This is a genomic window from Streptomyces sp. NPDC058008, from assembly GCF_042886395.1.
Classification (GTDB): domain Bacteria; phylum Actinomycetota; class Actinomycetes; order Streptomycetales; family Streptomycetaceae; genus Streptomyces.
This window is the reverse complement of the sequence record NZ_JBHVQX010000004.1, coordinates 172,725-199,722: the sequence shown is the minus strand read 5'-3', so window position 1 is coordinate 199,722 and position 26,998 is coordinate 172,725. Positions and strand designations below refer to the sequence as shown.

Annotated in this window: 17 protein-coding genes; 5 read left to right on the top strand and 12 right to left on the bottom strand. The window is 70.5% G+C overall.

The window, feature by feature from the left end; genetic code table 11:
* Window positions 1–273: 273 nt before the first annotated feature.
* From ACFVS9_RS05765 to ACFVS9_RS05750, 4 genes are read right to left on the bottom strand one after another with little or no spacing between them, the layout of a single operon-like run.
* The gene (locus tag ACFVS9_RS05765; protein WP_389930297.1) at window positions 274–3,036 is read right to left on the bottom strand and encodes a pPIWI_RE module domain-containing protein; all 2,763 of its coding nucleotides are present in this window, start codon (window positions 3,034–3,036) and stop codon (window positions 274–276) included.
* A gap of 32 nt (window positions 3,037–3,068) precedes the next feature.
* Complete coding sequence (locus ACFVS9_RS05760; protein ID WP_389930294.1) at window positions 3,069–6,581, bottom strand: hypothetical protein; 3,513 nt, start codon at window positions 6,579–6,581, stop codon at window positions 3,069–3,071.
* The gene (locus tag ACFVS9_RS05755; protein WP_383118212.1) at window positions 6,574–7,716 is read right to left on the bottom strand and encodes a hypothetical protein; all 1,143 of its coding nucleotides are present in this window, start codon (window positions 7,714–7,716) and stop codon (window positions 6,574–6,576) included. The genes ACFVS9_RS05760 and ACFVS9_RS05755 overlap by 8 nt, the downstream gene beginning before the upstream one ends.
* Window positions 7,713–9,281, bottom strand: coding sequence for a PD-(D/E)XK nuclease family protein (locus tag ACFVS9_RS05750; RefSeq protein WP_389930292.1), 1,569 nt, complete (start codon window positions 9,279–9,281; stop codon window positions 7,713–7,715). The genes ACFVS9_RS05755 and ACFVS9_RS05750 overlap by 4 nt, the downstream gene beginning before the upstream one ends.
* A gap of 48 nt (window positions 9,282–9,329) precedes the next feature.
* On the opposite strand from ACFVS9_RS05750, the gene ACFVS9_RS05745 reads away from it, so the two are divergent.
* Window positions 9,330–10,229 carry a serine/threonine protein kinase gene (locus ACFVS9_RS05745; protein WP_383118210.1) on the top strand — a complete coding sequence of 300 codons (900 nt, stop codon included), beginning with the start codon at window positions 9,330–9,332 and terminating at the stop codon, window positions 10,227–10,229.
* A gap of 30 nt (window positions 10,230–10,259) precedes the next feature.
* Here ACFVS9_RS05745 and ACFVS9_RS05740 read toward each other — a convergent pair whose 3' ends face one another.
* Window positions 10,260–12,833: a tetratricopeptide repeat protein gene (locus ACFVS9_RS05740; protein ID WP_389930289.1), complete on the bottom strand. Its 2,574-nt coding sequence runs from the start codon at window positions 12,831–12,833 to the stop codon at window positions 10,260–10,262.
* A gap of 844 nt (window positions 12,834–13,677) precedes the next feature.
* Between ACFVS9_RS05740 and ACFVS9_RS05735 the strand changes: the two genes are divergently transcribed.
* Window positions 13,678–14,421, top strand: coding sequence for a hypothetical protein (locus tag ACFVS9_RS05735; protein WP_383118208.1), 744 nt, complete (start codon window positions 13,678–13,680; stop codon window positions 14,419–14,421).
* Window positions 14,418–14,693: a helix-turn-helix domain-containing protein gene (locus ACFVS9_RS05730; RefSeq protein WP_383118207.1), complete on the top strand. Its 276-nt coding sequence runs from the start codon at window positions 14,418–14,420 to the stop codon at window positions 14,691–14,693. The genes ACFVS9_RS05735 and ACFVS9_RS05730 overlap by 4 nt, the downstream gene beginning before the upstream one ends.
* Window positions 14,694–15,201: 508 nt before the next feature.
* On the opposite strand, the gene ACFVS9_RS05725 is transcribed toward ACFVS9_RS05730, so the two are convergent.
* Together ACFVS9_RS05725 and ACFVS9_RS05720 are read right to left on the bottom strand one after the other, a co-directional pair.
* Window positions 15,202–16,545, bottom strand: coding sequence for a class I SAM-dependent RNA methyltransferase (locus ACFVS9_RS05725; protein ID WP_389930285.1), 1,344 nt, complete (start codon window positions 16,543–16,545; stop codon window positions 15,202–15,204).
* 420 nt (window positions 16,546–16,965) lie between these two features.
* Window positions 16,966–19,017, bottom strand: a complete 2,052-nt coding sequence (locus ACFVS9_RS05720) for an APC family permease (protein WP_383118205.1) — start codon at window positions 19,015–19,017, stop codon at window positions 16,966–16,968.
* 627 nt (window positions 19,018–19,644) lie between these two features.
* On the opposite strand from ACFVS9_RS05720, the gene ACFVS9_RS05715 reads away from it, so the two are divergent.
* The gene (locus ACFVS9_RS05715) at window positions 19,645–20,313 is read left to right on the top strand and encodes a TrkA family potassium uptake protein (protein ID WP_205021562.1); all 669 of its coding nucleotides are present in this window, start codon (window positions 19,645–19,647) and stop codon (window positions 20,311–20,313) included.
* Window positions 20,313–20,990: a TrkA family potassium uptake protein gene (locus tag ACFVS9_RS05710; protein WP_104789637.1), complete on the top strand. Its 678-nt coding sequence runs from the start codon at window positions 20,313–20,315 to the stop codon at window positions 20,988–20,990. The genes ACFVS9_RS05715 and ACFVS9_RS05710 overlap by 1 nt, the downstream gene beginning before the upstream one ends.
* A 102-nt stretch (window positions 20,991–21,092) precedes the next feature.
* Here the strand turns inward: ACFVS9_RS05710 and ACFVS9_RS05705 are convergent, their stop codons facing one another.
* The 5 genes from ACFVS9_RS05705 to ACFVS9_RS05685 all read right to left on the bottom strand — a co-directional run bounded on the left by ACFVS9_RS05705 (window position 21,093) and on the right by ACFVS9_RS05685 (window position 26,847).
* Entirely contained in the window at window positions 21,093–21,863 is a 771-nt protein-coding gene (locus ACFVS9_RS05705; RefSeq protein WP_383115327.1) for a DUF3159 domain-containing protein, read from the bottom strand.
* A gap of 3 nt (window positions 21,864–21,866) precedes the next feature.
* Entirely contained in the window at window positions 21,867–22,283 is a 417-nt protein-coding gene (locus ACFVS9_RS05700) for an OB-fold nucleic acid binding domain-containing protein (RefSeq protein WP_383115326.1), read from the bottom strand.
* 71 nt (window positions 22,284–22,354) lie between these two features.
* Entirely contained in the window at window positions 22,355–23,062 is a 708-nt protein-coding gene (locus tag ACFVS9_RS05695) for a response regulator (protein WP_389930281.1), read from the bottom strand.
* Window positions 23,063–23,117: 55 nt separating this feature from the next.
* Window positions 23,118–25,661, bottom strand: a complete 2,544-nt coding sequence (locus tag ACFVS9_RS05690; protein ID WP_383115324.1) for a DUF4118 domain-containing protein — start codon at window positions 25,659–25,661, stop codon at window positions 23,118–23,120.
* A 451-nt stretch (window positions 25,662–26,112) separates the two neighbouring features.
* A complete protein-coding gene (locus ACFVS9_RS05685) occupies window positions 26,113–26,847 on the bottom strand; it encodes an ABC transporter ATP-binding protein (protein ID WP_389930278.1) in 735 nt (244 codons plus the stop codon).
* Window positions 26,848–26,998 lie beyond the last annotated feature (151 nt).

Below are 26,998 nucleotides of genomic sequence, written 5' to 3'. Positions count from 1 at the left end.
CACATGGTGCGTCATCGGAAGCATGTCGCCCGGGTGAGCTCAGAGAAAACCGCAGGTCAGGTGCAATCTCTCGCCTCCGCTTGAGGGCCACCAGGCGCGCAGAGCGTCAAACGAGCGTCACGGCGGAGAAAGCAATGGCGCGCGGTGATCCCAGCAAGGAGCGCACCAGACGCCGTCAACCATGGTTAGGTTCAGACTTTGCCACTCACACGAGGAAACGATGATTCTTATCAGCGTCAACCATTGGGATGCCCCACGCAGGCGGCGCCTCGCTTACGGAGCGGATGACGTGTTCCCCTCCCCCTTCATTCCGGCCACCGGAAGCACGTACTCGCCGGCGAGCCGCGCCAAGTGCAGCGGAAGGGGCCGGGCGAGCGGCGGGTAGTCGTCGTGGTAGCGCAGCTGGTGCGTGAGCGTCGCCCACTCCGCCGGCCGGTCAGACGGATCTCCTTCACGCCCCGAGTCCGCCAGCGCCTTCTCCGACAGGCAGCCGAGCACCGTGATCTCCAGCTGCCCGGGGTTCCAGGCCGTCTTCCCGGGTGCTGTCCGGCCCTGTGCCGTGGGCGCCAGCTTCATGAGTCCCTTCGGCAGTTTCGCCACCGTGTGCGGCTTCGAGGCCGTACTCGCGAAGACACGGCTTTCCGTCTCCGCTGTCCCCCACACGCCCTCGGCGAAGCCGACGCTGCCCTTGGCGTCGTGGGCATACCACGCCGCCACTTCCTCCCTCGCGTTGGCGTCCCGTACGAGCACCACCCGCAGGTCGTCGCCGTAGAGCGTGTGGCGCTGGGCGGGTTCGGTGCCGAAGCCGAGCATGTCGCGGTCCAGTTCGCCGTTGCGCAGGCCGGGCCAGCACTGGCGCAGATTGCCGGCGTCCGCCAGCAGGAGCGTCGGGCGGTCGCGAAGTTGGAAGAGCAGTGCGCGGATCTGCCGCTCGGTCTCCCGCTGCCTGTGCTGCTCCACGCCCGGGCGGGTCGAGGGCCGGATCCCTCCCCGGGCGGCCGCGCCATCGCCAGGACCGCCCGTATCAGCCTTTTCCGCCACCGGTTCCACTGCCTGGGAGAGCAGCAGCAACAGCTTCGGGTACGTCACCCATTCGGCGCGCTCGGCGTCCCACCCCTCGATGGCCCCCGGTCCCCCGTCCCCAGGGAGGACCCGCACCGCGACCAGTCGGCGGGCGGGGCACCGCGTGGGCCCCTTCCTGGTGTGGCGCACGAGCCAGAGCGCCACGTACTGGAGGTCGCCGGGAACTCCGGCCCCCACTCGGTGGGCAGGCGGGCTGATCGCACCGAGCTGACGGAAGGCGTCCAGCCAGGTCCACCTGGCCCGGTGCTCCAGGCCGCCGTCCGTGTCGTCGAGCAGGTTGACGAACTGGCTCAACCGACCCTGCCGCGCCCAGGCAATGCGCAGCGCGTACTTGGGGTCGGAGTCCGGAACGGCGGCGAGGCGCTCCTTGCCAGCGATCTCCGTGATCACGACTCCGACCGCGTCGGGTCGAGGGACCACTCGGTCTGCCACAAGTCGACAGCGCCCTTCGACGGCTTCGGCCAGCCGGACGGCCCTGGGGCGACTGCGCTCCCGGGAGACCGGCAGGGCGTCGGCCAGGGGTCCCGCGGGCCGGGCCCGTACGCGGATCTCGACCCCCTCGCCCCGCCACCGCCAGGTGTCGTCGTCAGCCGGCCCCTCGCTCTCCCCGGGAGGAAAGCCGATGAGCTTGGGCAGTTCCGCGAGCAGGGCAGCACGGGTTTCCGGGGACTGCCAGAAGACGTCGATCTCCAGAGGACGGCCGTTGAGTGCGCGTGCCAACGCCGCCCGCCGCTGCAGGGCCAGCTGCGTGTCCCGGACGCCCGGACCACGTCCGGCTCCCGAACGAGGCAGCAATGAGGGGGTGTTGCTCCGGGTAACCCGTGTGAGGTCGGGGACCCGGCTCAGCATGGGGCGCAGCCCTTCCTCGACCCAGGCGTCCAGATCCGCCCGCTCCCGTGCCATCAGCCCCGGTCCAACCTCATGCGGGCCGATCGACGGGTGGTAGACGATGCCGGCGGCCACGTCCCCGGACCCGTTGATCCAGCGTTCCGGATGAGAGAAGAGGGCCTCGGGCTGCGGGTAGTTGCGTACGATGTCCAGCTCAGGCAGGAGCGGCGCGGCGCTGTGGTGGCGCCAGGCCAGTTCCTTCAGCCGGCGGTCGTAGCCGAGGGTGTTCACCATCAACCGGTGGCTCCGGTCCGGCCCTCCCGGCCATGGCAGCGGAGCGTCGAGCAGAACGGTCGTGCCGCCGAGCTGGTGGGGGCGCACGTCCAGCTGAGTGGCCCACCGGCGTACCTGGGCAGACACATGGACGCGGAACCGTGGGGCGAACGGCGCGGTGTGGACGGTGATGTTGAGGCAGGCCGAGTAGTACCAGGTCTGCCCGCGGCGCTCGTACCGCTGTGGCGGCCAGGAGACGAGTCGCGCGCCGTTGCCCGAGCTCTCGACGCGGAAGTGGAGTGTGGTGCCCCCGGTGCGGAACGTCCGGGCGGCCAGCCGGAAGGCGACCCACTCGGGCAGCAGGCCGTAGAGCCGTGCGGTGGGTTCGGCTGTTCCGCCCGCCGAGGTCATGGTCTCGGTGAGGTCGACCGATTCGGTCTCCCAATGTGGCAGTTGGACGGCCTCGGCCGGGTCGTCGGAGCGGAGCCTCTCCTCCAGATCGGCGCCCTCGGTTTCGTCCTCCTCCCGGTACATGCCCGCCGCCCAGGTGCCGATCACCGGGGCCAGCACCTCCGGCGGGACGGCTTCCCGTGCGTAGAGCCACGGCAGGCGACCGTCCGTTCCCGCATTGCGGCCGGTCGCGATGACACCGGGGGCCATCGCCTGGAGCAGCGAGTTGAGCCTGCGTACGGGGAGCCGATCAGGGCGGAGGGAGCCCTGGTCGGCCTCGGCGTGCATCCTGGTGAGCTCGGTGTGCAACTCATCGCCGAGCCGCAGCACGCTCATCTCTTCCCGCCACGGTCCCTGGAGCGGGTCGGATTCGTAGGCCGCGTTGCGAATGGTGTGATACACGAAATTTCCTCCTGGAAGCCGGAGTTCGGCGCTTACGGGTGGGCCGGATCGGGAGCAGGGGCGAGCAGGCGGGTGAGCATGCGCCGGAGGGGTTCGTACAGGGCGTGGGCGATGAACTGCTCCTCCGCGCTCTTCGTGTCGCCCTCGAAGTACGGGTCCAACACGTCGAGGACGCTGTGCAGCAGGCTGGACTTGGGGGTGTCGGCCTGCGGTGGTACGGCCCCGCGGTTCGGGGCGAAGGCGGCGTCGACGAAGACCACCCTGGCCGGTACGCCGCCGCGCACCAGCCGCCCGATCACCTGCCACATCAGGACCAACATGTCCCAAGTAACCTGCTCCCGCGTCTCGTCGCCGAGGTGGCTCCAAGCCATCGAGCGGGCGAGCACCTTGTACCAGCGCGAACGAGCGAGGCGACGGACCTCGTCGGCACCTTCCTCGACGGTGGCCTGTCCCTGTACCCAGGTGTCGAAGTCACCGCCGGTGACGGCGCGGACGATCCAGTCGTTGACAGCGTGGACGGCCAGGGACAGGTCCTCGGGGTGCGGATTGGGCCGGGCCAGGAAGTAGACCGTGCCGATGGCCGCCTCGTCGTCGTCGTTGAGGATGTTGTGGCCCCGCTCCACGGCCAGCAGGGGCGCCACGAGGATGTTCGCGTCGAGGTCCTTCAGGTGCTCGACGTCGCCCCGGCGCAGTGACCGGGCGCGGTAGGCGGACGGCGCCTCGTCCTCCGGGGCGATCTCCTCGTCGTCCGAGACCAGGCACAGCACGCTGTCGCGCCAGCGGGAGTTGAGGTTGTGCAGGGTGTCGGCCACGATGCGCGCCTCGGCGTAGCTGCCGACCACCAGGAGGATCTGGTCACGCTTGCCATGGCGAAGTGAGAGCAACTCGCGCTCCAGCGGACCTCCTTCGGGGGCGTCGTACTCCCCCGCGCCAAGATGGGTGGCGATGCGGCGCAGCTTCTCGGGGCGGTCGTCCGGGTGGGTTCCCGACAGGCGCAGTTTCTCGTCGCCGTCGTCAATGAACTCGAAACGCATCAGGCTCTCGTTCGCGATGCGTTCGGTCACCTCGGCCGGCGGCTCGATGATCACGCCGACCGGGACGCAGACGTGGTAGCGGCTGGACGCGCCCGCCCAGCTGCTGCCGGACATGAGCAGCAGATGGGCGCCGGGCTTGCCGTCGACGGAGGCGAGGTGGGGCATGGCGCGAAGCAGTTCACGTCCGACGCCGCTGCAGCGGAAGAAGGTCAGCTCGCCGCTGCGGACTCCGCCCTTGTCCTCGCCCGGGACCCGGAACTGGAAGCCGAGTACGTTGCCCATCGGGGCCTCGGGCACCATCGGGCCGTAGTCGAGCGGCCGACGGTACATCGTGTTGTAGCCCAGGCTGAGGGCGGCCTCGACGCGGGGCCACATGGCGTTGATCATGGCGAGCCGAGGCTCCAGGGCGCTGAGCAGCAGCGTGAACTCGAAGCGCTCGGCGAGCTCCTGATGCCACTGCTCGGGGGTCTGGGGCGGTGGCTTGGGCTTTCGGCGACGGCCTCGCCCCTTTTGCCGTTCCTCCTCCTGGCGCTGCCACTCGTCGTACTCCTCCTTGTACTTCTGCATCCGGACAGCCATGTACTGAGGGTCGATGTGAAATACCTCGTCCATGACCTCGGCCAGGTGGCGCCGAGTGTTTTCCGGGTTGCCGGTGTGGAGCAGTTCGTTGAGGAGGGCGGTCAGCCGACTGAACTCCTCCTCCGTCCTGCGGCGGCGGTCGCCGAAGGGGTTGTCCCGAAAGGCGTCGAAAAGCTTGCCGAGAGCCAGTCTGGGGGCGTGGTTCCGGTGTTCCGGCCCGCTGCCGTCGGGGAGTTCATAGCGTTCGTCGAGCAGTCCGAGCTGCAACGTCCAAGCGCTGAAGTAGCCCGTCCGCACCCACCTGCGCAGGTCGTACCTGGCGACGAGCATCGCGTACAGCCGGTCGGTGGCCGATCCGGCAGTGTTGAGGGCGGCGGCGAAGGTCTCCACGTCCCGTTCGGAGAGCTGGGTGCGCCCGCTCGCCGCGAGTTCCCGGATCTTGTGCCGGCTCAGCTGGTCGATAAGACCCTTGTCCTCGTCGCTGGCGAGGACGACGGCGGGTGCGAAGGTCTGGTCGAGCTGCATCTGCACACGGTCGGCTTCATCGATGATCACGAGGTCGCTGCGGCGGCAGGCGAGTTCGAGGTAGCGGATGCGCTCGCCGTTCTGGGGACGGGGCGGTGAGGCATCGATCAGACCGGCCGGCGTGGCCACCCAGATCAGGGCGCCGACCAGGGTGCGGGCTCCGTGGTACCGGGGGCAGGCGGACCAGTACGGGCAACTCGTCGCGCTCTTCTGCCATTCGGAGGCCCGACCGCCACCCTTGTCGCGCCGCGGGTCCGACGGTGGCCGGAGCCGGGAGCAGGGTGCCTCGCCGAAGGCGAGCGGCTCGGTGGACGAAGTGGCGACCTGCCGCCTGACGTTGAGCACGCAGGAGGTCCCGAGGTAGGCGAAGGCGGGGTCGTCGTGGGCGAGCAGCCGGTGTTCGCCCCGGCCCGCCAGCCGGCGGTGCAGCCGTTGGGCGTGCCGCTCCCGGCCGGAGGAGCCGAGCACGGGTGCGGCGGCGCCGTCGGTGTAGAGGTCGTAAAGCCGGACGAGCTTCAGCACCTCCGCGACGTCGGTGACCACGATGGTGGTGCGCTTGCCGAGTTTGGCGAGATGGACGGCGATGATGTCGCGCAGCGTGCTCTTGCCCGCTCCGACGATGCCGAGCAGGTGCTGGATCCCGTCGACCGAGAACGTGAAGTCCTCGTCCTTGCCGGCCTTGTGGAACGTGCCGTTCGCCTTGGTGGACAGGTTGAAGGCCCGCAGCCGCTCCAGCCAGCGCGGCGACCTTTCCTCGCCGACACGGGCGTGCGTGGCGTCCATCTCCGCCGCTGTGCGCTCCAGACTCTTCCTGGTGAAGACCAGAGGCTCTCCGCCGCCGGCCGGTTCCAGGTCCATGTTGTGGGCGACGAGGGGGGTGTGGGGGACGGACGGCAGGTCAACGACGGCCAGGGTGCGGCTCACGGGGAAGGCGTGCGGGCCCTGGCCTGCGACCGGCATGCGTTTGCCCGCCAGCGGCGGTGCGGCACACAGCAGTTGCTCGTAGACGGAGAAGCGGTCGCCGGCGACGGAGAGTTCGCGGCGGGTGGCGGGCGACTCGGTGTCCGGTACGTCGTAGCCGCGCACCCTGGGGTCGAACAGCTGGTAGCTCTCCAACGCCTCGCGCCATGTACGGCCCCTGCGCAGTGTCCACAGCGAGTACCGGGCGACACGCAATGTCCGCGCGGCGTCCGGTGGCAGCCGCGATCCGTGTGCCTCGGCGAACCCGTATCCGCTGAACAGTACCCAGGCGCTGCCCGCGGGACTGCCCGGCATCAGCTTCTGCTGGAGGTACAGGCCGAGTTCCACCTGGCAGAGGGCTTCCAAGGCGGGCTTGGGGACGGGCTGCCCAAGGAACGCCTTGAGAGCGCGGAGTACGTCGGTCAGCGGCGGGGTGATGCTACGCATCGTTCTTCTCCTCTCTCCGTGCCCGACCCAGGGCGGGCACAAGGTCCACGGGTGTGGTGAGCACCAGCCGGTCCCGCAGAAGCGAGGGAAGGGCATCGGTGAAGGCCCCGCGGTAGCCGTCCCGTCCGGCGAGCGCGTCCGGGACCACCACGAGGGTGCGGTCCGCGAGGGGTGCACTGTCGGCGAGATGCGCGGCAAGGAGGGCCGGCTGCAGGCGGTCGTACACCTGGATGTCGACGATTCCGGGACCGGTGTCCCTCAACCTGTAGGCGGACAGAGGCCCCGACAGGGCCTCATGGTCGATCCCGGCGCGATCCAGTGCGTCCCGGACAGCCTCTTCGGTCCGATGCGGCAGTGCGAGGAACGTCCGCAGTGAACTCCGCAGGATCCACGTCTGTTCCGGCTCGCGGATCAGTTGCAAAGGGTCGTCGCGCGGGCATTCCTCCCCCTCGCACCAGATGTCCGTGTCGGTGGCGGAGCGCCCGGGTACGGGCATGGCCCGGTCCCGGGGCAGCGCGGGGAGCCCGCACGAGGGGCAGCGCAGGAAGTCTCCATCGACGAGCAGGGATTCGGGCAACGGCCCGTAGAGGTCCTTGACGCGGCTCCAAACGGCCTTGCTCCAGCCGGGCCCGAAGCGGTCCTGCTGGTGGACCACCGGGTGGCGGGCCAGGAAGCTCCGACACTGCCGGTAGCGCTCGCCCGTTCCGCACCGCGCTTCCAGGTCGCCAAGAAGCGCGCAGGCTTGCGCCGCTACGCCCCCGTCCGGCCCGTGCGAGGCGACTTCGAGGCACGACCGCGTCGGCATCCGAACCGGGTGTACCAGCGTCGCGCCCGGGGTGACCAGGGAGGCGGGAACCGCAAAGAGCGGATCGCCCGCCGGCTTGGTCCGGCACCACTCCCACAGCTCCGGAAGGCTCCTCGGCGGTGTCTCCCCGACGTCTAGGCAGTGCATCACCGTGCGGTCCAGCGCACGCTGGGCGAGGCCGGGGTAGGGCAGGGCGAACGAGCGCAGGCCCTGGAACTCGGCCAGGGCGGCCACCATGCGGGCAAGCTCGCGGAAAAGTTCGCTGCCCGCGCCCTCAGACTCCTCCCCGGTGTCCGGCCGGTCGGCCCGGTGGGCCGCCCCCGCCCTCATGCCGCGGCCTCGGTGGCGGCCGACACCGAGCACCAGCGGGCCACTTCGCACCGCTGGCAGGAGCGTCCGGGCACGGCCGTGTAGCGGTCGTCCCCGTGCCAGTCGGCCACCATCGTCCGCAGGACTCCCTCAGCGGCGGTTCGGTTGGCGGAGGCGAAGGGGTCGATGATCTCCAGGTCGGCACCGCCGGGGCGGAGCACCTCAAGCTCGACCCGGGCACGGGACGGAGCGCCGCCCAGGTCACCGCGGCCGATCAGCACGACCGCCAGGGCCAGTTGAGGGTAGAGCTCCAGCAGGGGACGGTTGGACCGCCGGTCGGTGGCGGAGGTCTTGGTCTCGCGCCACACCCATGAGCCGGCGTCCCGATAGAGCAGATCGGGTGCGGCGATTACCACCACGTCGGCGACGGTGTCGTGCCGCACTACCCTGGGTTCGGTCCGCACGTCCGTTCCGTCCCCGACGCACCGCAGCGGGCAGACCGCGGCGTGCCGCCGCAACAGAATTGCGCCGAGGGTGAGTTCGCGGTCGGGCAGGTCGAATCCGTCCGGCACCCACTCCTCGGGAACCTCGACCGTGCACGGTCGAGGCGATCCGTGGCCATGCCGGTCGGCGAGGTAGGCGTGCAGAGCCCGACCGCGCTCGGCCGTCACCTCGCGCTCGACGGAGTCCGCCGTGGGCAGGTGCAGCCGACGCATATGGTCGCGGGCCGGGCAGGCCCGGTAGTTGCGCCCGTTGGTCACCGACCAGGTGCGGCGGGGCCGGTTGTTCGGCGAATCGATGCCCAACAGTCCGGGCGCCGCGCGCAGGGCCGGGCAGACCGACAGGTAGGGGCATCCGCCACAGGCCGAACCGGGACGGTATTCCCGTCCGTCCAGTACGCCAGCCAGGGCGTCGGGGCCGTGCTCTCGGTACCGGGCGAGCGCCTGCGCCCGGCTGCCGGCGAAAAGCTCCCGCGTACGACCGTCGAACAGCGCGAACTCCACGATCCGTACATGCTCTGGCCGCGGCCCGGGAGTGCCCTCGGCCAGCACTAGGGCGACGGCGGCGACGAACCCGTCGGGCGGCAACTCCCGGTTCAGGCGGTGCACGGGCAGACGGAGTTCACGGTAGGCACCGTCGGCGGAGACCAGGCAGCGGCCCCACACGGTGAAGCGGTACTCCTGGGCGTTCCGCGAGTCGGGGCCGGACGGCCGGTAGCGGTACGTCCACGGCTCGTGGACCTCGTTCAGGAGGCGTTCCGGGTCGGCGGGGAAGGCCGCCTCGTACGCCTTCACGCCATGGTCCGACCATGTCCTCAGGCCGTCGTGCAAGGGCGCGGTACGCGTCCGGGGCAGGCTGCCGGAGGGCCGGAAGCGGGCGTCGCAGGCGGCCATGAAGGGGCCGAGAGTGAAGTTCTCCAACCGCTCGCGGCGGCGCGGTACGGGGTCGGCAGTGTGGTAACCGCGGGTCTTGAGAGCGTCAGCGGCAGGGCACCGGAATTCGCCCCCTTTGAACATTCCGGCGGATACCGTGATGACTCCGGAGGTGCGGGTCACCCCGTCGGGGGGCAGCCACGGCTGTGACATTTTCTGCTCCATTTCTGCACGGAGGAAAGAGAGGAAAGAAGGGTTGCCATGAGGGAGATCGAGGAGATCGGCGATGCGGAGAAGCGCTACGAAGTGCTGGACATGGTCGGTGACGGCGGCCAGGGCGACCTCTTCCTCGGCCGTGACCGCAGGAGCGGGGAGAGAGTGGCGCTGAAGCTCCAGAAGGCCCGGGACCTCGGCCCCGAGAGCTACTTCCGCTCGGCTGGCAGAAACCTTCTCGAAGAGGGCTCCCGCATGATGATGCTGACGGGAATTCGGGAGATTCCCGAAGTTTTCGCCACAGGGACGCACCGAGGACGCCGATGCCTGGTCATGGAATTCATCGAGGGACACCAACTGCAGAACGTCCTGTTGGCGGCCCGGCCCGTCAGGCATCCCGGGACCGTCGCGTCCGTCATCGGCCAGCTGTGCGAAATTCTGTGGGAAGTGCACGAACGGAATCTTGTGCACTGCGATCTCAAACCCGAGAACGTCATCGTGCAACCGGACGGCCGTCTCCGTCTCATCGACATGGGCCACGCGATCACGGCGGGCGTGCCGACCTTCGAGCGCGGCACGCGTGGCTGGGCCTCCCCCGAGCAGTCCGACGAATGCCCCTCAGGTCTGACGCGGCGGGCGGACATCTTCGGGCTTGGCTGCATCCTGCTGGAGATGACTGTCATGCGGCTGCCCTACGGCGGACTGGACGAGCGGGCGGAACCGGGCGGCCCGGTGCTGCCTGCTGACAGACTCGCCGAACTCCCCCCGGAGTTCGCCTCCCTCGCACTGTGGATGGTCCAGTGGAAGGCGGAGGAACGCCCGGCGGATGTCCGTGAGGTGTTCGACGAACTCCGCCGATACCTGCCCCAGCTGGGCTCGCCGCGTCCGTCGAGGCGGCTGCGCCCCGACCCGACCGAGTACTACCGCACGCATCCGCCTCGGTTGTGACGGTGCTCCGGAGGCCGCCGGTCGGGCGGGTCACCTCAGCCCTTCCAGCAACTCCCGGACCTCGCGTACGCCGTCGCCGCCCATTAGTTCGCGCAACACGATGGCTCTCTCCAACTCCCGTACCGCTGTGTCGGTTTCACCGGCGGACACCAGGACCTCCGCGAAGAGCATCCGCGTCTTGTCCTCGTTGGGCCAGTTCTCCTGTTCTCGGTAGATGTCGCAGGCCCGGCGGTACAGGCGGATGGCCTCGTCCCTCTCGGTGCGGGCCAGGTGCACCTTAGCCAGGGTGAACAGCACGTCGGCCAGGCCGCTGCGCTCCGCCGTGCGCTCCACCACACCCAGGGCGTCGGCGCACCGACGGAGCGCCTGCGCGTGCTCGCCCCGGTCGTGGTGAAGCGCGCCGAGGGCGTTCAGGGCGGCGGCCTCCCCGACCGGGTCGGACACCTCCCGGCACAACTCCAGTGCCTGGCAGAGTGCTTCCTCCGCCCCCGTCCGGTCGCCCTGCTTGCGCAGGGTGATCCCGAGCCGGTGCAGCGAACGGGCAAGACTCAGCCGACCCGCCTCACTGTCGTCCTCCTTGCTGAGCCGGACGGCACGGCGTAGGTGGCCCACGGCCGCGTCGTACTTGCCGAACCGCCACTGTGTCCCTGCCAGCATCCGGTGGACCATGGCGCAATCGACCGGGGCGGCGGCGGATTCGGCGGCGTCGACGGCGTGGAGGAGATTCCTCCGCGCGTCGCCGAGGAGGTGTCGGCGCCACTGATAGGTGACCAGGGCCATCGAAAGCAGCCATGTGTACCGTTCGATGCCCTGGCCGATGGCTAATCGGATGCCTCGCTGGACAGCGGCGTACTCCTCGTCCAAGTACGCCATCGCCTGCCCCGGTTCCGCGGGGTCGGTGACCGTGACCCCGTCGGGCTCGCCGATGGGCAGGGCGCGCTCGTGATCGAGCACACGGTCGCAGGCGCGGACGTTGTGCAGCTGGTGTTCCAGCACCTGCCGTATGGTCGCCTGCTCGATGTCCGCCGTCTGTCCGTCCGCCCCCGGCTGCATGTGTCGGCGTGCGAAGGCCCGCACGAGGTCGTGCAGCCCGTACCGGTCACCCTGGAGCTCCACCAGGTTCGCCGCCACGAGCTCCATCAAGGCCCGGTCGGTGCGCGCTCCTTCGCCCGCCGCCCTTCCCAAGTCCATCACCGCCTCCCAGGAGGCGGTGGGCCCGGGGTGGACGGCGAGCTGCCACAGCAGCAGCCGGGCCTCCTCACCGAGCACGCGTACGGAGCAGTTCAGCGCTGCGCGGACCGATAGTTCGTGCTCCGGCAGGTCCAGGGTGTCCAACCTCGCCCGCTCCTCCTCCATGTCCCGCACCAGAGCGGGGAGGGTACGCAGCGGACGCGCACCGCCTTCCAGGAGTCGAGCCACCACGGTGAGCGCCAACGGCAACCGTCCGCAGAGGCGGACCAGCTCGCTGAAAGCCTGTACGTGCTTCGCCCGGTCCTCGACCGACACCTTCTCCTGGAGCACCTCCAGGGCGTCTGCCTCTTGCAGCGGTTCCATCTTGCGGAACAGCACCTTTCTCTCGGACTGCAGGCGCAACAGGTCGTTGCGGCTGGTGATGATCACGGCGCAGGTGCCGTCTCCGGGGAGCAGCGGCATCACCTGCTGAGCGTTGAGCGCGTCGTCCAGGACGATGAGTACCGAGCGGTGGGCCAGTGCCGACCGCAGCGCATTGCTCTTGCTCTCCGGTCCGGTCACCGTGGTGTAAGGCGGCAGCACGGCCAGGAACCCGTCCAGGACCTCGTCCGGTTCGGCGGGCCGCACATCTCCGTCAGCGAACCCGTTCAGTCCGGCGTGGAGCACCCCGTCGGGGAACCGCTCCCGAAGCCGACGGGCAAGGTGGTTGGCCACCGTGCTCTTCCCGACGCCCGCCATGCCGCTGATGAGGACCAAGGCCAGGTTGCCGGCGTCCTGTTCCTCGCACACGACCTCCACGAGGCTGCGGATCAGTTCGTCTTGCCCGACCGGCCTGCGACTGCTACCGGGCAACTGGTCGGGGACGGGCGGCAGGAGCGTCCCGCCGGGCCGGTGGGCGACTCCCCGGACCTGGTCGAAGGCGCTCCGCAAGTCGGTGTCCGGATTTCCGTTGCGCTTCGTCCACTCCTTGATGAGCCGTTCACGTCGGCGCTCCGCCAGGTCATCGTGGGCGAGCAGGTAGAACCGGAAGACCTGGGGCAGGTCTGGTGCGCGCTTGAACCATTTCTCCGTCTCCTCGCGAAGCCACTTCTCCTCCCTGGATTTGTAGGCGGCGTCCATCCGGGCGTGCACGGCGGCCATCAACTCAACCCGCAGCGCCTCCCGGCGCAGTTGGAAGCCGCTCCCGGTCAGCCCGCGCAGCGGTTCGCCTCCGTCCCAATCTTCGAGGGCCGCGCCAAGCAACTCGAACCGCTCCGGAGGGTTCAGCCCTGCGGCCCTCGCCACACGGTCACGGAAGCGGAGCAGGTCGACGCCACCCTCCGGCGCGCGGAGCGTGCAGTAACCCGACTTGCCACCATGAGGCACGACCTCCGGGCCCAGTCGCTTCCGCAGGTCGGAGACAGCACGGTCCACCAGGCCGCGGGTGTTCTCCTCGCCCTCCCAGAGGACTTCGGCGACCTCCTTCCTGGTGCATCGGCAGCCCGTTGATGTCGCCAGAAGCGCAAACAGCCCGGCCGCCTTCGAACCTGCGCAGACCCTTCCGCCGCCGTCCGTTTCGACTCTTACCGGGCCCAGCACATACCCCTCCATCGCCCTTCCCCTTTCCGCACCGGAAGCAGTGGTCCGGGCCCCGCGACGGCGCCCCCTTCATCTGTACGTTGCGATGTGCCGCTTCACACGCACGTACTCCTTCACGCCCCCATGCCTCAGTTTTCCCTCAGTTTCCGCTCCGCGGCCTCCTACCGTCCCCGGGCACGATGGCACCAGCCGCTCACAGAAAGGCGAGAAGGCAGCGTAGTCATCCATCGACCCATCAGGAAGGAACCGCAGGCCCTATGAACAACCGTCAGCGAAACCGCCGGGCGAGCCGTCTGCGCCAGTCCCCCGACTGGCCACCGACCCGGCGCCGGCGGGCGGCCGACCGGACCGAGGGCACCACGCCAGCGACCCCGCGCGCCGAAGCGCCGGACGACTCTCCCTCCGAGACCGCCTGAGTTCCACAGCTCATGGGTGGGTGCCCGTCCCGGGCGGGCACCCACTGCGGCCCCACCCCTCTGAAACTACTCCGACCGGCGAGCTCACGGCCGTTCCGCACTGTCACACGCTCGTGGTCGAAGGCGGCGATTGCCGGTCAACAAGACCGACCTCGGCGACTCTTCAACCTGTCCAGCACATCGACACCTCCAGCGCCTTCAGCATCTTCGGCACCTTCAACCCAGAGAAGGGATATTTACTGATGTATCTACCATCCAGTGGTATGTTCGCCTCGGTGAGGCGGCACTTCGACGACCCCCGGGTCGGCGACTCGGTCCTCGTGACCGTTCCCTCAGACATCGAGGGGGCGGAGCCAGTCCGGCTGACCGCTGTCGGGACGTACGAAGCCTTGTACGGGCCCGGCTCCGAACCGCAGTTCGCCGCCGCGATCTGGAAGGAGGTACTCAGCACCGCGCTGAGCGACCTCGCTCCACACGGCACCGGGAGGCTCCTGGCGATCTGGCTGGCCCTGCCCCGGTTGACCGGGACTGTCCGCCGCGTCTGCACGCGCCTGCACGCCGATCGGTCGGACGTGGAGGCCGAGATGATCCTGACCCTCTTGGAGGAACTGGCGGCTCCGGACGCCGCGAGCCGCCTCTCCGACTCGTCCCTGATCCACGCCGCGCGCACCAGGGCGTGGTGCTTCGCCCGCGACGGCCTGCGAGAGCTCCCCTCCACCCATGTCGAGCGCATCGCCCAGGATCGCGCGCTCAGCGCGTCCGACGGGGAGGCGGACGCTCCGGCCGAGGAGTGCCTGGACGTGCGGGTCGACCGTCCGGACGGCCCGGACGGGCTGCGCGCCCCGCTGCGCTTCCGGGTGCGCCCGGAGCATCTGCGCAAGGGTGCTCTCGCCGACACCGACGACGGGACGAGGAACCGTTCGACGCACCACGCACCCCGGAAGAACCGACGGTCCGAGCGCCGCGCGGGCACCCGGCCGGTCCGCCCTGCGGGGAGGCGAGCATGAAGGACCCGGCAGAGGGCCGACTCAGTTTCTCCGAGATGTTCGACCTGCCCGTGACAGTGGACCTGCGGACGGCGTGCCGAGCGTTCGGGATCGGTTCGACGACCGCGTACCGGCTGATCCGCGAGGGCGAGTTCCCCTGCTCCATCCGCCGCGTCGGACGCAGGTACAGGATTCCGACCAACGAGCTGATGCGCGCCCTGGGGATCGAGGACCGTCCCCTGTACAGCGTGGACCTGAAACTGGACACGGACGGCCCGAGCCCCGACTTCTGACAAGGAAGAAGAGGGGCCTCATGTCCCCCGCGCGCGGCCCCGTGGCATCAGCCACGGGGCCGCACGGCCCTGCGTCTCCACGCTCACCCGGTCCGTCAGCCGGTGCTGTCCCACCGAGTCGCCGCACCCGGATGATCGTGTGCCATGGCAGAGCGGCCTGGTCGACCTGAGGTGAGACCTCGGCGCCGGTTGTGACCCAGGGTTCGAGTTCCCTATGCGGAGGAAGACCTCCGTATGCGCACCGGGGATCCAAGGCAAGGAAGCCACAGAGCATGGGCAGCAGACCGATAGGCATGACACATCGTCAGAAGCAGCGTCGGACGAGCGTCGAGATGACTCCTCAGCGTTCCCGCGATGACCAGGCCAGCGAACCGTTCATCCAGCACGACCTCCACAGAAGCGCAGGTCAGAGGCGCGCATCCGTCACGTGACAGGCTCCACGTCATGCACTCCGGGAAACAGGTCGATCAGACCACGCCGCACCTGCGCAACCTAGGAAACCAGCAGGTCAGACGCCCTTTGCAGCAGGCTCCAGAATCGCCACGCACTCCACATGGTGCGTCATCGGGAACAAGTCGAACGCCCGCAGCGTCCGCACCCGGTATCCACCCTCCCGGAAGTACGCGATGTCCCGTGCCAGCGCCGCCGGGTCGCAGGCCACGTAGGCGATGCGGCGCGCGCCCAGGGTGACCAGTTGCTTGACCGTGGCCTTGCCCGCGCCCGCGCGGGGCGGGTCCAGGACGATGAGGTCGCACTCCGTGATGCCCGTGCGCGGCAGCACCTGGTCGACCTTGCCGTGTTCGATGCGGACCCGGTCCAGGTCCTTCAGGTTGTGCCGGGCGTCCTCGACCGCGCGCTTGCCGGATTCGATGCCCAGCACCGCGCCCTTCTCGCCGATCCGCTGGCCGATGGCCCCCGCGAACAGGCCGACGCCGCAGTAGAGGTCCAGCGCCGTGTCGTTCTTGCGCGGCAGCAGCCCCTGCATGACCGCGCGTACGAGGGTGTCGGCCGCCTGCGGGTGCACCTGCCAGAAGCCTCCCGAGCCGACACGGTACGTACGGTCGTCGGCGCGCTCGCGGACGAAGGCCCGGCCGTGGACCCGGTGGACCCCGCCGTCCTTCTCGTCCACCCGCATCACGGAGACCGGCTTGTCCAGCTCGACCAGCGGGAGCCGGCCGCCCTCGCGCGGGGTCAGGATGACCTGGCGGTCGTTGGAACCGGTGGCGGAGATCGCTTCCACCGTGGCCATCTGGGGCCAGTCCTGCTTCTCGACGCCGAGCTCGCTCACGCCGGGGGCGGCGATCATGCAGTGGTCGATCGGCTGAACCTCGTGCGAGCGGTGCTTGCGCAGGCCCGGCAGGCCGTCCGCGTCGATGGCGTACTGGACACGCGTGCGCCACGCCGGGACCTGGCCCGGCGGGAGCTTGTCGCCCTCGGCCGGCATGACCGTGCCGTCCCAGTTCGCCTCCTCGGGAGTGAGGCCCGCGAGGCGCTGGAGCTGCTCGGCGATCACCTCGCCCTTGAGGCGGCGCTGGGCGCCCGGCTTGGCGTGCTGCCAGTCGCAGCCGCCGCACTTGCCGGGACCCGCGTACGGGCAGGGGGCCTCGACCCGGTCCTTGGACGCCTCGATGACCGTGACCGCGTCGGCGCGCAGGAAGCGCGAGTCGCTCTCGCCCTCGGTGACCCGCGCGACGACCTTCTCGCCGGGGAGGGTGTGGCGCACGAAGAGCACCCGGCCCTCGGAGGTACGGGCGATGCAGTGGCCGCCGTGGGCGACCGGGCCGACCTCGACCTCGTACTCCTGGCCGATCAGCGACTCCCCGGCCTGCGACGACGTGGATTCGTTCTGCATGAGGGGGTGGCTCCAGAGGTGGGAAAGAGTGGCACGAGGAGAAGAGGCCCGGAGAGGAAAACGGAGAACAGCCGGACAACAGCCCACCAGTCTACGTCGGCGTAGCCCGGCCGCTCACCACGGGCGGAGCGGCACCGCGCGGCACCGCTCCGCCGAGCAGCACCGCGGGCCCAGCAGCACCGCGGGCCCAGCAGCGCCGCGGGCCCAGCAGCGCCGCGGGCCCAGCAGCGCCGCGGGCCGGGTGCACAGCCACTGACCAAACCCCGGACCAAGCCACGGCACCACGGGGTGGAGCGGGCCGGGCCCGCCCCCACCGGCCGAGCCCGCCCCCACAAGCCCAGCTCAGCCCGACCTCGACCCCGACCCCCACCGCCCCGTCCGCCGAACCCGCACCGTCCGCCGAACCCGCCGAACCCGGCGTCAGCCCTTCCCGCTGGGTTCCCTGGGCTGGCGGCCCTCCACCGGGCCGCGGCGTACCGAGCCCGGTGCCGTCCAGTCCGCGCTCCTCCTGGCGCGCACCTTCGCGGCCTCGGAGGACTCCAGCTGGTAGGGCACCGACGTGACCATCACCCCCGGCGTGAACAGCAGCCGGCCCTTCAGACGCAGCGCGCTCTGGTTGTGCAGGAGGTGCTCGTACCAGTGGCCGACCACGTACTCCGGGATGTAGACGCTGATCACGTCGCGCGGCCGGTCCTTGCGCAGGCCCTTCACGTAGTCGATGACCGGGCGGGTCACCTCGCGGTACGGCGAGTCGAGGATCTTCAGCGGGATGTCGATGCCCCGGCGTTCCCAGTCCTCCCTCAGTGCCTTCGTCTCGGCCGGGTCGACGCTGATGGAGAGCGCCTCCAACTGGTCGGAGCGCACCAGCTTGGCGTACGCGAGCGCGCGCAGCGTGGGCCGGTGGAGCTTGGAGACCAGGACGATCGAGTGCACGCGTGAGGGCCGGATGCTGTCGTCGGGCCGGGTCTCCGGAGCGGCGATCTCCTCCGCGACCCGGCTGTAGTGCTTGCGGATCGCGGTCATCGTGCCGAAGAAGATGACCATGCCGAGCAGCGCGACCCAGGCGCCGTGCGTGAACTTGGTGGCCAGCACGACCACCAGGACCAGGCCGGTGAAGAACGCGCCGAAGGTGTTGATGGCGCGGGAGCGGATCATGTGCCGCCGTACGCCGGGGTCCTTCTCGGTGCGCAGGTGCCGGTTCCAGTGCCGCACCATGCCGGTCTGGCTGAGGGTGAAGGAGACGAAGACGCCGACGATGTAGAGCTGGATGAGCCGGGTCGAGTCGGCCCCGTAGATCCAGACGAGCAGGATGGCGGCCCCGGCCAGCAGCACGATGCCGTTGGAGAAGGCCAGCCGGTCTCCACGGGTGTGCAGCTGGCGCGGCAGGTAACTGTCCTGGGCGAGGATGGAGCCGAGCAGCGGGAAACCGTTGTACGCGGTGTTCGCGGCGAGGAAGAGCACCAGGGCGGTGGCCGCCGCGAGGAACACGAAGAAGAAGGTGCCCTCGCCGAAGACCGCCTCGGCGACCTGGGAGATCACCGGGTCCTGGGTGAAGCCCGCGCCGACCGCGACACCGTTGTGGATCAGGTCCTTCGCGGGGTTCTCCGCCATCTTCACGTCGGTGGCCATGGCGAGGCCGATGATGCCGCAGAACATCGTGACGGCCAGCAGGCCCATCGCCGCGAGCGTGGTCGCGGCGTTCTTGCTCTTCGGCTTGCGGAAGGCGGGGACGCCGTTGCTGATCGCCTCGACTCCGGTGAGGGCCGCACAGCCGGAGGAGAAGGCGCGCAGCAGCAGGAAGACGAGCGCGAAGCCCGCCAGCCCCTGGTGCTCGGGCCTGATCTCGTAGTCCGAGGTGGGCGCGTGCATGGTGTCGCCGAGGGCGAGACCCCGGAACGCACCCCAGATGATCATCACGAAGACGCCGGCCACGAACAGGTACGTCGGGATGGCGAACAGTTTCCCCGACTCCTTGACCCCGCGCAGGTTCATCAGCGTCAGCAGCACGATGGCACCGATGGCGCACGTCGTCTTGTGCTCGACGACGAAGGGGATCGCGGAACCGAGGTTCTCCACACCCGAGGAGATCGACACGGCGACGGTGAGGATGTAGTCGACGAGCAGGGCGCTGGCGACGGTCAGACCGGCCTTCGGGCCGAGGTTGGTGTTGGCGACTTCGTAGTCGCCGCCCCCGCTGGGGTACGCGTGCACGTTCTGCCGGTACGAGGCGACGACGGTGAACATCAGGACCACGACCGCGACCGCGATCCAGGGGCTGAAGTGGTACGCCGACACGCCCGCGATGGACAGCACGAGGAGGACTTCCCCGGGTGCGTACGCAACGGAGGACAGCGGGTCGGATGCGAAGACGGGGAGCGCGATGCGCTTGGGGAGGAGCGTCTCCCCCAGCTTGTCGCTGCGCAGCGCCCGTCCGATCAGGATCCGTTTGGGCACGTCGGTCAGTTTGGACACGGTGAGGATCGTAAGCGCTGCCGGGACACCCCGCCGAGGCACCACCCCCTCGACAGCCGGAAAACCTTCATATTTACCCGCCGTCATGGGAAAAGTCCATGGAATCCTTAACGAAATCCTTGCGGCACGTGCGGGTGGAAGCCACCACGCCGTCGCCCGCCGCTCCGCTCCCGGCCCACCCGGAGCCCTCGCACCGACGCCGTCTCCACCCACCGGCCGCACCCACAAGCCGCATCCACCGTCTCCACCCAGCGCCTGCACCCACGGACCGCACCCACCGGCCGATGCTCCTCCGCCCACGACCGAGCCGACGCCCCTCGCGCCCCTCGGCCGACACCCTGGGCCGAGCCGACGCCCTCGCGCCCCTCCGCCGACACCCTGGGCCGAGCCGACGCCCTCGCGCCCCTCGGCCGACACCCTGGGCCGAGCCGCCGCCCTCCCTTTTGCTCATCGGCCCCGGGGATACGCACACTCGGATGAGGCGGCCCGGGCGCCGCCGCATAAGCTCATCCACGGGCACCACCGAAGGTGGTTGCCCCATTGTTTGCCCCGCAAGCTGAGAGAGAAGTGTGAGCAGGGTGTTTTCGCAGGTCATCCGGACGACCAGGACGGCGAGGTAGGCGCGAGGTGCACATCGTCATCATGGGCTGCGGGCGCGTTGGAGCCGCTCTCGCGCAGACCCTGGAGCAGCAGGGGCACACGGTCGCCGTGATCGACCAGGACCCCACGGCGTTCCGCCGCCTCGGTTCCGGATTCGGCGGCCGCCGGGTCAGCGGAGTCGGCTTCGACCAGGACACCCTGCGTGAGGCGGGGATAGAGGAGGCCGGAGCGTTCGCGGCCGTCAGCAGCGGCGACAACTCCAACATCATCGCCGCCCGGGTGGCGCGCGAGATGTTCGGCATCGAGAACGTCGCGGCGCGCATCTACGACCCGAAGCGCGCCGAGGTGTACCAGCGCCTGGGCATCCCCACCGTCGCCACCGTCCGCTGGACCGCGGACCAGATGCTGCGGCGGCTGCTGCCGTCGGGCGCGGAACCGCTGTGGCGCGACCCGAGCGGGGGCGTGCAGCTCGCCGAGGTGCACACCACGCCCTCCTGGATCGGGCACAAGATCAGCACGTTGCAGGAGGAGACGGGGGTCCGCGTCGCCTTCCTCACCCGGTTGGGTGAGGCCATACTGCCCACGTCGCAGACGGTTCTGCAGGAGGGCGACCTCGTCCACGTGATGATGCGTACGGACGAGATCGCGAAGGTCGAGGAGGCCTTCGCCGAAGGTCCCGAGGAGGGCGGTCACTGATGCGCGTCGCCATTGCCGGTGCCGGTGCGGTGGGCCGTTCCATCGCGGCCGAGCTCCTGGAGAACGGGCACGAGGTCCTGCTGATCGACAAGGCACCGACCGCCATCTCGGTCGAGCGGGTCCCGATGGCCGAGTGGCTCCTCGCGGACGCCTGCGAGATCACGTCGCTCGACGAGGCGGCGCTCCAGCGGTGCAACGTCGTGATCGCCTCGACGGGTGACGACAAGGTCAACCTGGTCGTCTCGCTGCTCGCGAAGACCGAGTACGGCGTCCCGAGGGTCGTGGCCCGGGTGAACAACCCGAAGAACGAGTGGCTGTTCAACGAGTCCTGGGGCGTCGACGTCGCGGTGTCCACGCCGCGCCTGATGTCCGCCCTGGTCGAGGAGGCGGTGAGCGTCGGCGACCTGGTCCGGCTGCTGCGCTTCAGCCACGGCGACGCCAACCTGGTCGAGCTGACGCTGCCCCCGGAGTCGGCGCTGGCCGGCATCCGGGTGAGCGACGTGGCCTGGCCCGAGGACACCTCGCTCGTCACGATCATCCGGGGCACGCGCGTGCTGACGCCGAGCCCGGAGGAGACCTTGGAGGCCGGTGACGAGCTGCTGTTCGTGGCCGCGCAGGCGCGCGAGGAGCAGCTGGAGGACCTGTTGTCGGTCCGCCGGGAGCCCGCCGAGGACTGAGTCCGCCGGGAGCCCGAGGACTGGGCGGGGCGGTACGAGCGGTACGAACGCGAGGGGCCCCGGACCGGGGAACGGTCCGGGGCCCCTCGCACGGGCTGGCCCTCAGCGATCGTAGGAACGGGCGTCCGCGGCCGGGGCGCTCTGCTCCGCCTTGCGGGCCTTCTCGGCCTGCTCCTCCGCCTCCATCTCCGCGAACACGTCGATGGGCGGCGGCGCCTTGGCCAGGAAGACCCAGGTGAGGTACACCGCGAGCAGGAACGGCGGGATCTTCAGCGCGACCAGCACCCAGCCGAGCTGGGCGGTGTCGGCCCACCAGTACAGCGGGAAGAGGATCGCGCACTTGGCGAGGAGGATCAGGCCCCAGGCGTAACTGGCCTTGGCGTAGGCCTTCTTACGGCCGGGGTTCCTGGTGCGCCAGGAGAGGTTCTCCTTGAAGACCGGGCCGAGGATCAGCCCGATCAGCGGCACGCCCGCGAGGGTCGTGACGAGGTAGGCGAGCGCGAGGCCGAGCGTGTAGAGCATGCCCGGCAGGTAGAAGTCCTTGGCGTTGCCCGTCATCTTCGCGAAGACCACGCCGAAGGCGACGCCGAAGACGCCGCTGAAGGCGTGCTTGACGGTGTCCTTGCGGATCAGCCGTACGACGACGAGGGCCAGCGAGACCGCCAGGGCGGCGACGGCCGAGGCCGTCAGGTCCTTGTTGATGGTGAAGATCGTGACGAAGAGCAGCCCGGGCAGGACTGTCTCCACCATGCCGCGCACGCCGCCGAAGGCCTCGAAGAGCGCGGCTTCCGTGACCGCCTTCGCGTCGGCGTCCTGCTGGTCGGTGCGGTGGGGCTGGTCCGTGTCGGACGTCGGCTTGTCGAGAGACGTCACCGGCTACTCCTTGCCGAGCGGTCGGAGTTCGTATTTGGGGTTGAACAGCACCCGGCGCCCGTGGCTCATGGCCACGCGGCCCGACGCGATGAGCTTGCGCCCCGGCTCGATGCCGACGATGGAACGCCGGCCCAGCCAGACCACGTCGAGCGGCGCGGTGCCGTCGAAGAGCTCCGCCTCCAGGGCGGGCACTCCGGCCCGCGGACGCAGGGTGACGGTCCGCAAGGTACCAGTGACCTTGACGATCTGGCGGTCCGAGCACTCGGAGATCCGCGTGCATCCCGACGCGTGCGAGTCCTCCCGCAGCTCCTCGGACTCCAGGTCCTCCTGGGAGCTGGAGAGCCGGTCGAGCATGCGGCGGAAGCGGCTGGACGGCCTCGAAGCCCTGTCGGGCTTCTCGGATCGGGGAACGGCGCTCATACCCGAAGGGTACCGGTCTCCCGGGGCCGGGGCGGGCCCGGACGGTCACCACCCGAACGAGTGAGGCCCGGTCACTCGGGAACGGACCGTCCCCGCTCGAAGCGGTAGCCCATGCCGGGCTCCGTCACGAAGTGCCGGGGGTGCGAGGGATCCGTCTCCAGCTTGCGGCGGAGCTGGGCCATGTAGACCCGGAGGTAGTTGGTCTCGGTGCCGTACGAGGGCCCCCAGACCTCCTGGAGGAGCTGTTTCTGGCTGACCAGCCGGCCGGCGTTGCGGACCAGGACCTCCAGCAGGTGCCACTCGGTGGGGGTGAGCCGGACGTCGCGGCCCTCGCGGTGGACCTTCTTGGCCGCGAGGTCGACGGTGAACCCCTCGGTCTCCACGATCACCTGGTCGTCGCCGCCGTCCTGGCCGACCGGTTCCGCCCTGCGCACGGCGGCGCGGAGCCGGGCCAGCAGCTCGTCCATGCCGAACGGCTTGGTCACGTAGTCGTCGGCCCCCGCGTCCAGGGCCTCGACCTTCTCGTCGGACGTGTGACGGGCGGAGAGGACGAGGATCGGCACCCGGGTCCAGCCGCGCAGCCCCCGGATCACCTCGACGCCGTCCATGTCCGGCAGCCCGAGGTCGAGGACGACGACGTCGGGGTGGCGCGCCACCGCGAGCTGAAGGGCGGTCGCCCCGTCGGGCGCCGCGTCCACCTCGTACCTGCGCGCCTTCAGGTTGATCACGAGGGCGCGCACGATCTGCGGCTCGTCGTCGACCACGAGCACCCTGGTCATCGCGGACCTGCCTTTCCGGAGTACGTGTACGGGGTGGGGGTGCGCCCCGGGGATCTCATGAGCTCAGGTGCGCGGGAGGGACGGGGCCGGCCCGCACCTGCCCCGGCGCGGCGGTGAGCGTGAGGACCATGGTGAGACCGCCGCCGGGGGTGTCCTCGGCGTGCAGCGTGCCGGCCATGGACTCCACGAAGCCGCGGGCGACGGCGAGGCCCAGGCCGACGCCGGCGCCTCGCGGGGCGTCGCCGTACCGCTGGAACGGCTCGAAGATGCGTTCCTTGGCGTCGTCGGGGACTCCCCGGCCGCGGTCGGCCACCCGCAGCTCGACGCGTTCGCCCAGGGCGCTGGCGGCCACGGTGACGCGTTCCCGGCCGGGGCTGTACTTGACGGCGTTCTCGACGATGTTGGCGACGGCCCGCTCCAGCAGCCCCGGGTCCACGGCCACCATGGGCAGGGTCTCGGGGATGTCCAGGTCCACGCTGCCCTCCGGTACGCCGCCGAGGGCCATGGGGACGACCTCGTCGAGGTCGAGCTCGCGGATCAGCGGGGTGACCGTGCCGGTCTGCAGGCGCGACATGTCCAGCAGGTTGCCGACCAGGTGGTCCAGACGGTCGGCGCCGTCCTCGATGGCCGCGAGGAGTTCCGCCTCGTCGGCGTCGGACCAGGCGACGTCGTCGGAGCGCAGGGAGCTCACGGCGGCCTTGATGGCGGCCAGGGGGGTGCGCAGGTCGTGGCTGACGGCGGCGAGCAGGGCGGTCCTGATCCGGTTGCCCTCGGCGAGCCGCCGGGCCGCCTCCGCCTCCCCCACCAGGCGCTGCCGGTCGAGGACGACCGCGGCCTGCGCGGCGAACGCGCCGAGGACGCGGCGGTCCTCGGCGGGCAGCACACGGCCGGAGAGGGCCAGCGCCATGTGGTCGCCGACCGGCATGTCCACGTCCGCGTCGTCGGGCCGGGCCACCGGCGCGGGTCCGACGGATCCGGCGCAGGTCCAGGGATCGACGTCGCTCTGCCGTTCCAGGAGTGCGACGGACTCCATGGCGAAGGTCTCCCGGACCCGGTCGAGGAGTGCGTCCAGGGCCGTCTCGCCCCGCAGGACGCTTCCGGCGAGGGCGGAGAGGATCTCCGACTCGGCCCGCAGCCGGGCGGCCTGGTGGGTGCGGCGGGCCGCCAGGTCGACCACGGAGGCGACCGCGACGGCCACCGCGAAGAAGATCACGATGGCGACGAAGTTCTCGGGGTCCTGGACGGTCAGGGTGTGGGTGGGCGGCGTGAACCAGTAGTTCAGCAGCAGCGACCCCGCCGCCGCCGAGGCGAGAGCCGGTGCCAGGCCTCCGAGGAGGGCGGCGGCGACGGTCATGAAGAGGAAGATCAGGACGTCGTTGGCGAGTCCCGGCCCGTTCTCCATGCCCTGGAGCAGCAGGGTCAGCAGGGCCGGGCCTCCGACGCCGGCCAGCCAGCCCGAGATGATCCGGGTGCGGCTGAGCCGGGCTCCGCGTGCGATGGGCAGCCCGCGCCCCTTGGCGACCTCCTCGTGCGTGACGATGTGCACGTCGAGGTCGGGCCCGGACTCACGGGCGACGGTGGCGCCCACCCCGGGCCCGTAGATGTACTGCCAGGTCTTGCGGCGGCTGGAGCCGAGGACGATCTGGGTGGCGTTGACTCCCCTGGCGAACGCGAGGAGTGCGGAGGGTATGTCGTCGCCGATGACGTGGTGGAAGGTGCCCCCGAGGTCCTCGACGAGGGTGCGCTGGACGGCCAGCTCCTTGGGTGAGGCGGAGGTCAGACCGTCGCTGCGGGCGATGTACACCGCGAGGATCTCGCTCCCGGAGCCCTTGGCGGCCATCCGGGAGGCGCGGCGGATGAGCGTACGCCCCTCGGGGCCGCCGGTCAGTCCGACGACGATGCGCTCACGGGCCTGCCAGGGGGCGCTGATGTCGTGTTCGCCGCGGTACTGCTGGAGGTACTCGTCGACCCGGTCGGCGACCCACAGGAGGGCCAGCTCGCGCAGGGCGGTGAGGTTGCCGGGGCGGAAGTAGTTGGACAGGGCCGCGTCGACCTTGTCGGACTGGTAGATGTTGCCGTGGGCCATCCGGCGCCGCAGCGCCTGGGGCGACATGTCGACGAGCTCGATCTGGTCGGCGCGCCGGGCGACCTCGTCGGGGATGGTCTCCTGCTGCCGCACGCCCGTTATCGACTCCACGACGTCGCCGAGCGACTCCAGGTGCTGGATGTTGACGGTGGACACCACGTCGATGCCGGCCCTGAGGAGCTCTTCGACGTCCTGCCAGCGCTTGGCGTTGCGGGAGCCGGGGACGTTGGTGTGGGCGAGTTCGTCGACGAGCGCGACGGCGGGCGCCCGTTCGAGGACGGCGTCCACGTCCATCTCGGCGAAGACCGCGGAGCGGTATTCGATGTCGCGGCGGCGGATCTGCTCCAGGCCGTGCAGGAGCACCTCCGTGCGCGGCCGGTCGTGGTGCTCCACGAAGGCCACGACGCAGTCGGTGCCCCGCTCCACCCGGCGGTGGGCCTCGGACAGCATCGCGTGCGTCTTGCCGACGCCGGGTGCCGCACCCAGGTAGATCCGAAGCTTGCCGCGTGCCATGGCCCCATTGTCTTCTCTGAACCGGCCGCCGCCGATCCGGGAGCCGGTGTCGAAGTTACCCCGAGAAATTCCGGCATATGGGGTCAGGGCCGGACGCGGGGAACGTCTTGACGGGATTCTGATGCGGCCGTACCGGATGCCGACCGGGCCGGCCGGCACGGAACCCGGGTGCGGGACGACCCGGGGCAGCGGGCCGGCGGCCCCCGTACGGCGCGAGGGGCCGCGCCCTGCCGCACCGCGCACCGGACCGGGCCCACGGACGCCGTGCGGCCTGTGCGGGTGGAGCCTGCCGCCCCCGGTGCGTGGCCCCGCCGGACCCGGCGGCCGTACGACGCGTACAGGCGGAACCGGCTGGTGCGGCCCCGGGGGCCACACCCCCGCGGCGTACGGCATGAGGGGCACTCCCCCGCCGCCGTACCGTTGCGGCCCGGCCCCGGCGCGGTCCGCGGGGCTACGCGTGCTCGACGATGTGCCCGTCGCTGAGCTCCAGGACCCGGTCGGCGAAGGCGAGCAGCTGGGGGTCGTGGGTGGCGACCAGGACGGTGACGCCCTCGCTGCGCACGACGGCCCGCAGCAGCTGCATGACCGCGAGCCCGGTCTCCGCGTCGAGCTGCCCGGTGGGCTCGTCGGCGATCAGGAGGGCGGGCCGGTTGGCGAGGGCCCGGGCGATGGCGACGCGCTGCTGCTGGCCCCCGGAGAGCTCCCCGGGCCGCTGCCGGGCGTGGTCGCCGAGGCCCACCAGGGAGAGCAGCAGCGCAACGCGCTCCTCGCGCTCGTGGGGGTCGGTCCTGCGCAGGCGCAGGGGTACGCCGACGTTCTCCGCCGCGGTCAGGATCGGGATCAGTCCGAACGACTGGAAGATGAAACCGACCCGGTCCCTGCGCAGCTCCAGCAGCCCGTCCTCACCGAGGCCGGAGAGGGCGGTGCCGCCGACGGTGATCCGGCCGCTGTCCGGTGCGTCGAGGCCGCCGACCAGGTTCAGCAGGGTCGTCTTGCCGGACCCGGAGCGGCCCTTGAGCGCGACGAGCTCTCCGCGCGGGATCTCGAAGGAGACACCCCGCAGGGCGTGCACGGCGGCCGCGCCGGTCCCGTACGAGCGGTGCAGGTCCTCGACCCGCACCATGGGGCCGTCGGCCGGGCTCTCGGCCAGGGCGGTGCCGCTCTGTCCGTCGGTGCTGCGTGTCATCGCTCTCCCCCGTGCGTACGCGGCCGTGCGTACCGCTCCCTCGGCAGCCGCCAGTATGTGCATGAGGCACCCGGTGAGGCAACGGAAAGGCCGGTGGGCCGCACCCCCTCCCCGGGGTGCGGCCCACCGGCCGGGTACTGCCGGGTGCGCG

What these genes read in the sequence shown, in the direction of transcription:
- ACFVS9_RS05755 (WP_383118212.1), bottom strand. Translation starts at nt 7,716, where the DNA reads ATGAGGGCGGGGGCGGCCCACCGGGCCGACCGGCCGGACACCGGGGAG.
- ACFVS9_RS05760 (WP_389930294.1), bottom strand. Translation starts at nt 6,581, where the DNA reads ATGCGTAGCATCACCCCGCCGCTGACCGACGTACTCCGCGCTCTCAAG.
- ACFVS9_RS05710 (WP_104789637.1), top strand. Translation starts at nt 20,313, where the DNA reads ATGCGCGTCGCCATTGCCGGTGCCGGTGCGGTGGGCCGTTCCATCGCG.
- ACFVS9_RS05725 (WP_389930285.1), bottom strand. Translation starts at nt 16,545, where the DNA reads ATGCAGAACGAATCCACGTCGTCGCAGGCCGGGGAGTCGCTGATCGGC.
- ACFVS9_RS05750 (WP_389930292.1), bottom strand. Translation starts at nt 9,281, where the DNA reads ATGTCACAGCCGTGGCTGCCCCCCGACGGGGTGACCCGCACCTCCGGA.
- ACFVS9_RS05745 (WP_383118210.1), top strand. Translation starts at nt 9,330, where the DNA reads ATGAGGGAGATCGAGGAGATCGGCGATGCGGAGAAGCGCTACGAAGTG.
- ACFVS9_RS05730 (WP_383118207.1), top strand. Translation starts at nt 14,418, where the DNA reads ATGAAGGACCCGGCAGAGGGCCGACTCAGTTTCTCCGAGATGTTCGAC.
- ACFVS9_RS05690 (WP_383115324.1), bottom strand. Translation starts at nt 25,661, where the DNA reads ATGGCACGCGGCAAGCTTCGGATCTACCTGGGTGCGGCACCCGGCGTC.
- ACFVS9_RS05695 (WP_389930281.1), bottom strand. Translation starts at nt 23,062, where the DNA reads ATGACCAGGGTGCTCGTGGTCGACGACGAGCCGCAGATCGTGCGCGCC.
- ACFVS9_RS05685 (WP_389930278.1), bottom strand. Translation starts at nt 26,847, where the DNA reads ATGACACGCAGCACCGACGGACAGAGCGGCACCGCCCTGGCCGAGAGC.
- ACFVS9_RS05700 (WP_383115326.1), bottom strand. Translation starts at nt 22,283, where the DNA reads ATGAGCGCCGTTCCCCGATCCGAGAAGCCCGACAGGGCTTCGAGGCCG.
- ACFVS9_RS05735 (WP_383118208.1), top strand. Translation starts at nt 13,678, where the DNA reads ATGTTCGCCTCGGTGAGGCGGCACTTCGACGACCCCCGGGTCGGCGAC.